This window comes from Corynebacterium kozikiae (assembly GCF_024580965.1).
GTDB classification, from domain to species: domain Bacteria; phylum Actinomycetota; class Actinomycetes; order Mycobacteriales; family Mycobacteriaceae; genus Corynebacterium; species Corynebacterium kozikiae.
In genome coordinates this window covers 14,712-26,779 of record NZ_JANIKJ010000015.1, presented here as the reverse complement: position 1 = coordinate 26,779, position 12,068 = coordinate 14,712, and the positions used below count along the sequence as shown (strand labels likewise).

The following is a 12,068-nucleotide window of genomic DNA, read 5'->3' as shown; positions in this document are numbered from 1 at the left end:
GAGTTCGATGCCAGCCAAGGGTTTGTGGAAGAAGAAGTTGAGGTAGCGGGCAAAGGCTACGCCACCGGTGACTTTGATGAAGACGACTTTGAATTCGACTTCACCGATGAACAGCAGGCCGTGTTCGATGAGTCTGAGTTCGGTGACATGGACTTCGGTGCCGGCTACTCCGATGAAGACTGGTCCGAGCTTGAGCAAGCCTTCGGCATTGACCCCGAGGGTCATCTGCGTGAAAACCTCTGCACCGTGGCTATTGTGGGACGTCCGAACGTCGGTAAGTCCTCCCTGGTGAACCGCTTTATTGGCCGCCGCGAGGCCGTGGTGGAGGACTTCCCGGGTGTTACTCGTGACCGTGTGAGCTACATCGCTGACTGGGGCGGCAAGCGCTTCTGGGTGCAAGACACTGGCGGCTGGGACCCAAACGTCAAGGGCATCCACGGGGCAATTGCGCGCCAGGCCGAAGTGGCAATGGAGACTGCCGACGTCATCGTGATGGTGGTAGACACCAAGGTTGGCGTGACCGAAACTGATGAAATCATGGCCCGGAAGCTGCAGCGCTCCAAGGTGCCAGTGTTCTTGGTTGCCAATAAGTTTGACTCGGACAACCAATACGCGGACGTCGCTGAGTTCTACGCCCTGGGCCTGGGTGATCCTTGGCCCGTGTCCGCGCAGCATGGCCGTGGTGGTGCTGACGTCCTCGAGGCGATCCTCAACGCCTTCCCCGAGGAACCTCGCGCAGCCAGCATCGTGGAGGGGCCGCGGCGCGTTGCGCTCGTCGGAAAGCCCAACGTTGGCAAGTCGTCCCTGCTCAACAAGCTCACCGGCGAGAACCGCTCCGTAGTGGACAATGTTGCCGGCACTACCGTGGACCCAGTGGACTCCCTGGTGCAGCTTGACCAGAACCTGTGGAAGTTCATTGACACCGCAGGGCTGCGGCGCAAGGTGAAGAATGCGCAGGGGCATGAGTACTACGCTTCGCTGCGCACACGCGGCGTGATTGATGCGGCCGAGGTTGTGGTGTTCATGATCGACGCCTCCGAGCCAATCTCCGAGCAAGACCAGCGTATTCTGGCCATGATCTTGGACGCCGGCAAGGCTTTGGTGCTGGTGCTCAACAAGTGGGACCTCATGGATGATGACCGCCGCTGGGAGCTCGAGCGCGAGCTTGAGCAGCAGCTCGCCCACATCCCTTGGGTCAAGCGCATCAACATCTCCGCTGAGACTGGCCGCGCCCTGCAACGCCTTGAGCCATACATGCTGGAGGCGCTGGAAAGCTGGGACAAGCGTGTGACCACTGGTCAGCTCAACACCTGGCTGCGGGCAACGATTGCGCAGAACCCACCACCAATGAAGGGCGGGCGCGTGCCCCGCGTACTGTTTGCCACGCAAGCCTCAACCAGGCCGCCGGTGATCGTGCTGTTCACCACGGGCTTCCTGGATGCAGGGTACCGACGCTACCTGGAGCGCAAGTTCCGCGAATCCTTTGGCTTCACCGGTTCACCTGTGAAGATCGCGGTGCGTGTGCGCGAGCGGCGCTCCAAGCGTTAAAAGAGTGATGTGTGCCGGGCTGTAATCGGGAACGAAAATACAGCCCGGCGCGCTCGTTTCGGTGGGGTACGTTTTTGCTGAGCAGGAGGAACTTTTGGCCAACACAAGCCCGTATGTGGCAACCATGGATCCGCAAGAGCGGCAGCGCTATCGGGAAATCCAGGGCCCTGGGGGTTCGCCTTCCAAGCTGCCCTCGTTGGAGGAAAGCAAATGGCTAATCAAGACGCTGCTTTCCCAACGGCCTTGGTCACTGGTTGCTACCGCGTGCATTGGTATTGGTTTCATTGCCAACGGGCTTACTCCGGTGCTGGTTGGCCGCACCATTGACCAGGCCATTGCCAATAATGATTGGCCGCAGATGCTGTTCTGGTTGCTGCTGATCGCGCTGAACTTCCTGGTTTCCGCGGCCACCTTTGTTACCGCTAGATTTTTCCTCAGCCGCTCGGATTTGCTGATTGCGCACGACCTCCGCATGCAGGTCACAGACCGCATTGGGGATCCCCGCGGTTTCGGTGGACAATCCGTGCGGTACACACCGGGAGAGCTGCTTTCCATTGCGAGTTCAGATACCGCGAAGATTGCCCAAGCAGTGATGATGACCGTGTTCCCCATGGGCGAGCTCTGCGCGATTGTGTACACATCCGTGATGATGTGGCTGATCTCCCCGTGGCTCGGCATCGCAGTAATCCTGGGTGGGCCGGTGATGGTGGTGGTTGCCAATTGGGTGGCAAAACCGCTACTTCAGCGCTCCCAGGCGCGGCAAAAGGCGCTGGCGGAGGCAGCGGGCACGGCGGCGGACGTGGTGCACGGGCTGCGCATCATCAAAGGCCTTGGCGCGGTTTCCACGATCACGCGCCGCTACCACAATGTTTCTGAACGCGCCTACCGCAAAACCATGGGCGCGAATGGTGCCACTGCCCAACTCAACGGCACCACAGAAGCAGTAGGTGCAATCTTTGTTACGGCGCTGAGCGTGGCCGCGGCGTTCATGACGCTCCACGGCACCCTAAGCGTGGGTGAACTCATCACCGTAGTGGGGCTTTCCCAGTACATCATCACTCCAATGACCATGTTCGGGCGAAATCTCGCCTCGTTTTGGGCCACCGCGAAAGCAAGCTCCGTGCGGGTGCGCGCGGTGCTCGACGCCCCCTTTGCGCCCCGCAATGAGGCAGCAATCCAAGCCGCCCAAGAATTAATCGAACACACGCCAACAGGGCTCACTGTGATTACCGGCGCGGTGGAGCCGGCATTGAAAATGGTGCTGGAGCAGGCAGCATTGGATGCTGGCACGGCGGACATGATTGTGGCGCCGCACGCCGCAGCGCTTTTCGACGGCACCGTGGCTGACAATGTCCACGTTGACACCGAGCGTGCGCTCCACGGTTTGGCCATCGCCCAGGCTCAGGACATTCCCGGTGGCGCCAACCGTGAGGTGGGCGAGGAGGGAAGCCAGCTCTCTGGTGGGCAGCGCCAGCGCGTTGCACTTGCTCGGGCCATCGCGTTTCAGCCGAGGCTGCTGGTGCTGGACAACCCCACTACCGCGGTGGATTCCGTGACGGAATCCCGCATCGTGGACGCCCTCGTGCAAGATCGCTGCGCGGACGTCGGGTTGCGGACCGTGGTGTTCACCGAGGCACCTGCTTGGATTGCGGCTGCTGACCACCGCCTAGACGCCACCGAGTGGGCCGCGCAGGTCACGGAGAAATTGGCTGGGGGTGAGCGCTGATGGCTGCGCATACCTTCCCACTGGCGAGCTGGCCAGAAGTCCGCAGAGAGGTTGTCCGGCAAATCAAGGCCGTTCCGCATGCCGCCCGCAATTCAGTATTCGCGGTCTTCCTATTGGGCATCGGTGCGGCAATGGGTGTGGCGGTGCCGCAACTCATGGGGCGGATCGTGGATGTAGTCCGGGAGGGACAAGCCGCTTTGGGTGGCAACCCCACCCAAGACTTATTGCTCCTCAGCGTGGTGTTAGCCGTTGCCGCCGTGTGCGGCGGCGCATGCAATGCTCTGGGTTTTTACACGATTGCCACGGTGTCTGAGCGCGTGATTGCGAATCTGCGCGAATCGATGATCACCACCACGCTGAACCTGCCTGTCCATGAGGTGGAAAGTGCTGGCACCGGGGACATCGTGAGCCGCGCAACAGATGACGTCCAGGAGGTTTCAAAAGCCGTCACGGAGTCGCTGCCACAGCTCAGCGTCGGTGTGTTCGCGCTGGTGGCAACGGCGGTGTCTATGGTCGCGCTGGACTGGCACTACCTGCTCACCATAGTCCTGGTGCTCCCAGTGTATGTGCTGGCGGCCCGGGCGTACCTCGCTCACGCACCGCAGCGTTTTGCCGCCGAGCGCGCCGCAATGGGGCAGCGCGCCCGCAGGGTGCTGGAGGCAATCCGCGGCAAGGCCACGCTGGATGCGTTTGGGATGTCTGCGGCAACGCACGGGCAGATCTTCCAGGCGAGCTGGAATGCGGTGTTGCTCGGCGTGCGCGCACGGCTTAGCATGTTGGTGCTCAACCTGCAGACGGTGGTCGCGGAGTGGCTGTTGCTTTCCGCGGCGCTGCTGATGAGCTTCTGGCTGGTAAGCCAAGGGCAGATTACGTTAGGCGCTGCTACCGCGAGCGTATTGCTGGTGATCCGGGTTCGTAACCCGATCATGCAGCTCATGCGCGTGCTGGACTCCCTGCAATCCGCGTATGCATCGCTCGCGCGCATCGTGGGAGTATCGCTGAATCCTCCGGTGGCCGTGCCTGATGCCGGTGCGCCTGCCCCGCGCGGCGAGGTACGCCTGGACAACGTGAGCTTTGCATATGGCGAGGGCATGTGGGCGGTGAAGGACATCAACCTGCACATTCCAGCTGGGCATACGGTTGCCATGGTGGGTGCCAGCGGCGCAGGAAAAACTACCGTGGCCGCGCTGATCGCGGGCTTGCGCTTGCCTGATGCCGGCAGCGTGAGCATTGATGGGGTGGAGGTAGCACGGCTTTCCGACGCCGAGCGCCGCTCGCGCCTAGCGCTGGTCTCTCAGGAGGTCTACATCTTCTCTGGAACGCTGCGCGAGGATCTGCTGCTGGCCAAGCCCGATGCCACTGACGAGGAACTCATCCAGGCGATCACCCGCGCGCAGGCCTTAGCGTGGTTCGAGCATCTCCCCGACGGTTTGGACACCCAGGTGGGTGCCCAGGGCCTTCCGATTGAGCCGGTGGTGGCGCAGCAACTCGCCCTCGCGCGTATCCTCCTCATGGATCCCGCCGTGGTGGTGATGGACGAGGCCACCGCGGAGGCCGGCTCCGCCGGGGCCGGCACCCTGGACGTTGCCGCAGCCGAAGTGACCGAAGGCCGCACCGCGCTCACCGTGGCCCACCGCCTGGACCAGGCCCGCAGGGCTGACAAAGTGGTGGTGATGGACGCGGGCCGAATCATTGAGCAAGGCACCCACGAAGAGTTGATTGCACTGGGCGGCCGGTATGAGCAATTGTGGTCTGCATGGAGCGCCGGGCGCGACAGATGATGCAGAGCGCCGGGCGCGACAGCTGATACAGAGCGCTGCAGGGTGCGTGGCGCGACAGCTCGATACAGAGCGCCAGGCGCTGGGCGCGAAGGCTCGATCAGCGGCGCACGTACAGGAACGCGTCCACCCGGTAGGGCAGCGTTACTTCCTGGCCCGCGCTGAACCCAAGGTGCTCGAAGAGATACCAGTTCAGGTTGGCGGTCATCTTGGCGCGGGTTTCCGCCTTGGCGCGCAGCCAGTAGCTGCGCGTGTGCATCAACGTATGCAGGTCCTCCACAGGCAGTGTCTGCTCAAAGCCGCTGCGCCAGGTGTGCTGAAGCGCCCATGGCGTACCGACGTCCGGCAGGAAGCCTTGGGCTAAGGTGTCACCGGAGTGCGAGATTCTGGTGAAGCGGTGAACCCACGGGACGGTGACGTCGAGGGTATTCCATATGAGCAACAGGGGGGCGTCGGTACGTCCGATCCGAGCCATCTCAGCGCTGGCGGCGGCGGTGTCTACCCAGTGCCATGTTTGGGCGCAGCACATGGCGTCTATGCTGCCGCTTTCCAGCGCGGTGTGCTCTGCGGTGGCGCAGATTCGCGGGACGTGCGGGTCGGTGATTTCATTCAGCATCGCGAGGCTGGGGTCCACGCCGATCACACGGTGGTTGGCTTGGGTGAGGATTTCGGTGAGTTTGCCGGTGCCGCAGCCGATATCCGCCACCGTGAGCGGCGCGGTGCCGAGGGCCTCTTGCAGGATTTCTGCTGGGTAGCTGGGGCGGATCGCGTGGTATTCCGCCGCTGGTGCTTGGTAGGCACTCGCGGTTTGGGTGCGGTGTTCGCCGCTGTGAAACGTGGGGGAGTGTTTTCTTGAGATCGGCGGAATGTTCACCGTGGAAATGTTACCGCAACCCCCGTGGGGGTGGCGGATCACGTTTCTGCAGTACATGCCCGCTAAACTAGTGAATCACCTTATGCCTTAAGGGGTGGGTGTGTTTGGTTGGCTCGGCACCCAGCGAGCTGGCACCAATGCCCACCAGCAACAATTGTGAAGCTTTCCTCTTGGGAAAGCCGCGTTTCATGACCCTAAGAGAAAGGGATCCGCATGTCTACCACTCGTGTGAAGGCATTGATCGGCACCATTTCCGCTGCCGCACTTGCACTCGTGGGCTGCTCCAGCAGCTCCAACACCTCGACTGATTCCAGCGCCGCGGCGGGGGAGACCTACCGCATTGGCATCAACCAACTCGTGCAGCACCCAGCCCTGGATGCTTCCGTTGCTGGTTTCAAGCAGGCTTTTGCTGACGCAGGCGTTGAGGTGGAGTTCACCGAGCAGAACGCAAACGGCGAGCAGGCAACCGCGCTGACCATCGCGCAGACCTTTGCCAACGATGACCTGGACCTCGTTCTCGCAGTGGCCACCCCAGCCGCACAGGCAACGGCACAGAACATCACGGACATCCCGGTGCTGTTCACCGCAGTGACCGACGCCGAAAGCGCCGACCTGGTGGATTCCAACGAAGCCCCAGGCGGCAACGTGACCGGCACCAGCGACGCAGCCCCAATTGCTGACCAGTTGGACCTGCTCAAGCAGCTCGTGCCAGACGCTGACTCCATTGGCATCGTGTACTCCTCCGGTGAGGTGAACTCCCAGGTGCAGGTTGACCAGGTGACCGAGGCCGCAGGCCCACTTGGCCTGGAGGTTCGCACCCAGACCGTTGCCGCTGTGACCGAAATCCAGCAGGCTGTGGACGCTTTGGGCGATGTGGACGCTATCTACGTGCCAACTGACAACATGATTGTTTCCGGCATCTCCTCCCTGATCCAGGTTGCTGAGCAGAAGCAGATCCCCGTGATCGGCGCTGAGGAAGGCACCGTTGAAGGTGGCGCAATTGCCACTGTGGGTATTGACTACAGTGCTCTTGGCCGCCAGACCGGTGAAATGGCGCTGCGAATCCTGCGCGATGGCGAGGACCCAGCAACCATGGCTGTGGAAACCGCAACCACCCTTTCTACCGTGGTGAATGAGGAAGCCGCGGCAGCCTTCAACGTTGAAATCCCTGAAGCAGTGCTGAATGAGGCAACCACTCTATGATCGGCTCACTTGAGGTAGGCGTCATCTATGGCATCGTTGCCATTGGCGTCTACCTCACTTTCCGCGTTCTGAACTTTCCCGACCTCACGGTGGACGGCAGCTTCACTACTGGTGCAGCAACCGCCGCGATTGGCATTGCTAACGGTTGGAATCCGTTTGTGGCAACCGCCTTGGGCTTTGTTGCCGGTGCCATCGCTGGCTTGATCACCGGTTTGCTGCACACCAAGGGCCACATTGATGGCCTCCTGGCCGGCATCCTCACCATGATTGCGCTGTGGAGTATTAACCTGCGCATCATGGGTGGGGCCAACATTCCGATGCTGCGCGTGGACACGGTGTTCACACCTCTGCGTGAGGCTGGCCTGCTGGGCACTTGGGGCGGGGTAGCAGTGCTCATTGCCGTGGTGCTGGTTGCCGTGGCGCTCGTGGTGTGGTTCCTCCACACGGACCTTGGCATGAGCCTGCGCGCCACCGGCGATAACCCCGCGATGATCACCAGCTTTGGTGTGTCCACGGACTTCACCAAGGTGCTCACCCTGATGCTCTCCAACGGTCTGGTAGGCCTGGGTGGCGCGATGGTTGCCCAGTACCAGGGCTTTGCAGATATCTCCATGGGTATCGGCCTCATCCTCATCGGCCTGGCGTCTGTGATTATGGGCCAGGCAATCCTGGGCCAGTCCCGCATTTGGGTTGCAGTGGTGGCCGTGGTGCTCGGTGCTGTGCTGTACCGTCTGATCATCTTCGCGGCCCTGCAGGTTGGCCTGAATCCCAATGACATGCGCGCCGTGTCCGCCGTGCTCGTGGTGGTTGCTTTGCTGCTGCCGCGGTGGAAGGGCAAGTTTGCATCCAAGCCAGGGAAATCGGCTAAGGCCGGTGGGGCTGGAAGTTCTTCGGCACAAAGGAAGCAGGTGACCGCATGACCAAGCCAATGCTGCGCGTAGCAGGTATCCGCAAAACCTTCTTCCCTGGGACGAACAACGAACGCGTTGCCCTCAACGGCCTGGACTTGACCCTGGCCCCAGGTGACTTTGTGACCGTGATCGGCTCCAACGGCGCCGGCAAGTCCACCTTGCTCAATGCTGTTGCCGGCCGGTTGTTCATGGATGAAGGTGCCATTGAGATCGACGGCACCAATGTGAACAAGCTGCCTGAGTACAAGCGTGCCCGCTATGTGGGCCGCGTGTTCCAGGACCCGCTGGCAGGCACCGCGCCAAACCTCACGATTGAGGAGAACTTGAGCCTCGCGCTGCTTCGCGGCAAGCGCAGGGGCCTCGGGCGCGGTCTCACGGCGGCGCGGCGGGAAATGTTCGCCGAGGAACTCAAGAGTTTGGAGTTGGGTCTGGAAGACAGGCTCACCGCCAAGGTGGGGTTGCTTTCCGGTGGTCAGCGGCAGGCGCTTTCCCTGCTCATGGCCGGGTTCACAAAGCCGAAGATCATGCTTCTCGACGAGCACACAGCCGCCCTTGATCCCCAACGCGCGGATCTGGTGACCACCCTCACCCAGCGGATTGTTGCCGACGGCAACCTGACTACGCTGATGGTGACGCACAACATGGAGCAAGCCATCCGCCTGGGCAATCGACTCATCATGATGCATGAGGGCCAGATTGTCTATGAGGCAGACGAGGCCACCAAGGCTAAGCTCACTGTCCGTGACCTCCTCCAGGAGTTCGTAAACATCAAGGGCGCCACGCTCTCTGATAAGGCGTTTTTGGGCTAGTTCGCCTCCTGGTTTTCGCGCACCCTCCACCCCCTGCGATGATCGCGGGAATGGAGGGTGTTCGCGTTTGTGGGGAAGGTGAGGGAGGTGGGCCTAGCCTTCCAGCTCCTTTTTCACCTGCGCGTCTTGGGAGGCAGCAACCAGCAGACCAGCTAGGGCTTGGAGCACCGCTTCCACATTTTCCGTGTCCGAGGACAAAGCAGAGTAGACCTCCTGGGATTCCTGTGCAGACCCCAGAATGGCCATGAGGCCTTTTTGTTTGAAGCCAGCTGCGGCGGCGAGCTGGTCGGCATCATTCTCACCGGCCATGTCTTGGATCTGTTTGTCCTCAACAAGTTTGCCGTAGCACGCGCGGATGGCACCTTTCTTGGCTTCATCAGACGCGCTGATACCGGCAGCACTGAGGATTTCATTGACCTTTTCCACCGCGGCATCGAAGGCTGTCTTGACCGGGGAGCTTTCTGCTACTGGCTGACCATCAAAGCCAGGGAGTTCAATCGTTCCGTCAATATCGCCTTTCGCTAGGCCCAGGTCTATTTCGGTTTCCCTTTCTTCCACAGCCACACCGACGATTTCCAACCCGGTGGTGAGGTCATCATCATCAACCTGGCGGTCCAGGTTGAGGTCTTTGGCCAGCCAGGCACAAAGAATTGCACGCTTGTGGAGCATGGGGTCTTGATAGTCAATGATCTGGCTCAAGAACTCCCAAGCGTTCGTGTACTTGATGCAGTTTGCGCGAAACGCCTTGCCCTCGGCAAATGCTTCCTTGTCACCTCGAATACGCGCGTCCCGAATGTGATCGTTCCACTTGCTTCGAATCGCGGAGATTGTACCTTGGATAGTCTCGCCGGATTGGTTACTAATGTAGGCGGCGGCAACGGCGTCCAGTTCCTCGGCTGTATAAAACTCCGCTGCGTCCAGCTCTTCGCCGAGGTCATCGAGTGCGTTCGCCGGAATATCGGTGTGAATGAAAGCCTCATTGAAGTAGGGCTTAAAGGAATTCACGATCGCCTGCGGGTCATTAACGAAGTCCACCACCATCGGAGCCGGCTTCTTAGGGAACGTCCGGTTGAGGCGCGAAAGCGTTTGCACCGCCATCACCCCAGAGAGTTTTTTGTCCACGTACATGGCGCACAGGCGTGGCTCGTCAAAACCGGTTTGGAACTTGTTGGCCACAATGAGGACTTTGGCATGCTCGTTTTCCCGGAAGTGCATTGCCGTGTCAGTCACGCCATTGAGCGAGTATTCCGTTACGGTGTTCTCACCCATTTCCAGGGAGCCAGAAAAAGCTACAAGCGTGGTCATGTTTTTGTAGCCCTGCTTGGCAATGTACTTGTTCATCTCCAATTGCCAGGTGAGTGCTGCTTGCCGGTCTGCGGCAACAACCATTGCCTTTGCTGTACCGCCCAGGTGGGACATCACATTGCGGCGGAAGTGTTCAACGGCAACTACCACCTTCTGTGCAATGGAGGTGGGGTGCAGGCGAGCGAAACGAACCATGTCAGCCACCGCGGCGGACTCGTCCACCATTTCGGTGCGGCCCAGTTCATCTTTGATTCGGGCGAACATGGCGTAGGTGGAGTAGTTAGCTAGGACGTCGAGAATGAACCCCTCCTCGATGGCTTGGCTCATGGAGTAGACGTCAAAGGCTGCATGCTTGGTGTTGTCATGAGGGTCGGGAACACCGTAGGTGGCCAGAGTCTTGCCTTTCGGCGTTGCTGTGAGTGCGATGAAGGAAATGTTTGCGGAATTTGCCACGGCGGTATCTACTGCCATGAGCATGTCATCGCTACTAAAGTCCTCGTCCTCGCTGCCTGGCTGTTCAACTGTCACTAGGGTTTCACGCAGCTTCTTTGCTGCTTCGCCGTGCTGGGATGAGTGTGCTTCGTCAATGATGACGCAGTACTTTCTTCCCGCCAGTGCTTCGTTGGTTTCCATAATCCTTGCCAGCGCTGGGAAGGTTTGAATGGTGCACGAAATGATGTGCCCACCTTCTGACAACGCCTTTTCCAGCTTTTTGGATTTGGAACCAAGTTGATTGTCCACGGCCACAACCATGCCCTCGGAGGCCCGCATGAGGTCGAGGCCTTCTTTGACGTTATCGTCCAACGCCCTTCGGTCAGTGACCACGATGACGGAATTGAACAGCGGTTGGCCATCGGTGTTACACACGCGGTTTGCCCTATGGGCGAGCCAGGCAATCGTTTTGGTCTTGCCTGATCCAGCCGAGTGCTGAATTAGGTAGCGCCCACCCACACCGTTGGTTGCCATGTCTGTGAGCACGCGCTCGCAGGCCCGCAACTGGTGGTAGCGAGGGAAGACAAGGCGGCCTGCATTGCCTTTCTTGGCTGGTTCCCATAGTGCGTAGTCGCGAAGGATCCGTAGGAATAACTCTGGTGCCAGTACTTCTTGCCATAGGTAGGCGGTATCGGAGCCTTCGGGGTTTGCCGGGTTGCCTGCGTGGAATCCGTTGCCTTTGTTGAAAGGCAGGAAGAAGGTATCTGCGCCGGCGAGCACCGTGGCCATGTAGACCTCTTGGTTGGAAACGGCGAAGTGCACGAGGGCGCGCCCTGGCATCAACAGTGGACGGTTCTTGTTTGGTACACGGTTCTGCCGGTATTGCTTGATGGCATCAGTAACGGCCTGGGTGTTGTCCGTTTTCAGCTCCATGGTGACTACCGGGACGCCGTTGACGGTAAGCACGAGGTCGAGGGTTTCGGTGGAGTTCACATCAAAGCGCACTTGACGCATCACACGGAGGCGATTCATCCGGGCCTTCGCGGCGATATCTGTGTACAGCGGGTTCTCTGGAAAGAACTGCACCATATTGGCAAAGCTGGCCTTTTGCCGTCCACGTTGGGAGTGGGAGAAGCCGTCCCGCAAGGTCCCCAAGAGGCCACCGGATACCTTCTTGGTCCGTGCGGTGAGTTTTGGCGTGGAGTTCAGTTTTTCAACGAGGCGGTCGAGCAGCTTGTTTACTGCCACTTGCCGGTCGGTGCCGGTAAGCTTCGCGGGGACGGCCTTCTCAAATTCTTCGGGGTACTGGGTTTGCAACCAATAGAGAACGTCTCCGACGTGCAACGCACGGGCTACATCCCATTCAGCATTAGATGCGTCATGCACCCAGCCTGCCTGCTGGAGCGCGGCGACGATCGTATCTTCAAAACCTTTCTCAAGGTAATTGGCCATTGCCTTTTCTACTTGTGAATCAGTCATGTT

General features: G+C 60.2%; 8 protein-coding genes. 6 read left to right on the top strand and 2 right to left on the bottom strand.

All coding sequences use genetic code 11. From position 1 onward, the window contains the following. Positions 1-147 precede the first annotated feature (147 nt). From der to NQ018_RS08900, 3 genes are all read left to right on the top strand, one after another. Positions 148-1,548, top strand: a complete 1,401-nt coding sequence (gene der / locus NQ018_RS08910) for a ribosome biogenesis GTPase Der (protein WP_306428626.1) — start codon at positions 148-150, stop codon at positions 1,546-1,548. A gap of 94 nt (positions 1,549-1,642) precedes the next feature. Then, positions 1,643-3,274, top strand: a complete 1,632-nt coding sequence (locus tag NQ018_RS08905) for an ABC transporter transmembrane domain-containing protein (RefSeq protein ID WP_306429013.1) — start codon at positions 1,643-1,645, stop codon at positions 3,272-3,274. Then, positions 3,274-5,055: an ABC transporter ATP-binding protein gene (locus NQ018_RS08900; protein WP_257060453.1), complete on the top strand. Its 1,782-nt coding sequence runs from the start codon at positions 3,274-3,276 to the stop codon at positions 5,053-5,055. The genes NQ018_RS08905 and NQ018_RS08900 overlap by 1 nt, the downstream gene beginning before the upstream one ends. A gap of 97 nt (positions 5,056-5,152) precedes the next feature. Here the strand turns inward: NQ018_RS08900 and NQ018_RS08895 are convergent, their stop codons facing one another. Then, the gene (locus tag NQ018_RS08895; protein ID WP_257060452.1) at positions 5,153-5,926 is read right to left on the bottom strand and encodes a class I SAM-dependent methyltransferase; all 774 of its coding nucleotides are present in this window, start codon (positions 5,924-5,926) and stop codon (positions 5,153-5,155) included. 213 nt (positions 5,927-6,139) lie between these two features. On the opposite strand from NQ018_RS08895, the gene NQ018_RS08890 reads away from it, so the two are divergent. From NQ018_RS08890 to NQ018_RS08880, 3 genes are read left to right on the top strand one after another with little or no spacing between them, the layout of a single operon-like run. After that, positions 6,140-7,129 (top strand): ABC transporter substrate-binding protein, encoded by a 990-nt coding sequence (locus tag NQ018_RS08890; RefSeq protein ID WP_257039273.1) that lies wholly within the window; start codon positions 6,140-6,142, stop codon positions 7,127-7,129. Beyond that, positions 7,126-8,049 (top strand): ABC transporter permease, encoded by a 924-nt coding sequence (locus NQ018_RS08885; protein ID WP_257053864.1) that lies wholly within the window; start codon positions 7,126-7,128, stop codon positions 8,047-8,049. The genes NQ018_RS08890 and NQ018_RS08885 overlap by 4 nt, the downstream gene beginning before the upstream one ends. Before the next feature lie 8 nt (positions 8,050-8,057). Beyond that, positions 8,058-8,849 (top strand): ABC transporter ATP-binding protein, encoded by a 792-nt coding sequence (locus tag NQ018_RS08880; RefSeq protein WP_257053901.1) that lies wholly within the window; start codon positions 8,058-8,060, stop codon positions 8,847-8,849. A gap of 93 nt (positions 8,850-8,942) precedes the next feature. On the opposite strand, the gene NQ018_RS08875 is transcribed toward NQ018_RS08880, so the two are convergent. Further along, complete coding sequence (locus NQ018_RS08875) at positions 8,943-12,065, bottom strand: type I restriction endonuclease subunit R (protein ID WP_257060450.1); 3,123 nt, start codon at positions 12,063-12,065, stop codon at positions 8,943-8,945. Positions 12,066-12,068 lie beyond the last annotated feature (3 nt).

Coding starts and splice junctions, on each gene's coding strand:
- der (WP_306428626.1), top strand. CDS start 148: ATGGACTTCGGTGCCGGCTACTCCGATGAAGACTGGTCCGAGCTTGAG.
- NQ018_RS08900 (WP_257060453.1), top strand. CDS start 3,274: ATGGCTGCGCATACCTTCCCACTGGCGAGCTGGCCAGAAGTCCGCAGA.
- NQ018_RS08875 (WP_257060450.1), bottom strand. CDS start 12,065: ATGACTGATTCACAAGTAGAAAAGGCAATGGCCAATTACCTTGAGAAA.
- NQ018_RS08885 (WP_257053864.1), top strand. CDS start 7,126: ATGATCGGCTCACTTGAGGTAGGCGTCATCTATGGCATCGTTGCCATT.
- NQ018_RS08890 (WP_257039273.1), top strand. CDS start 6,140: ATGTCTACCACTCGTGTGAAGGCATTGATCGGCACCATTTCCGCTGCC.
- NQ018_RS08880 (WP_257053901.1), top strand. CDS start 8,058: ATGCTGCGCGTAGCAGGTATCCGCAAAACCTTCTTCCCTGGGACGAAC.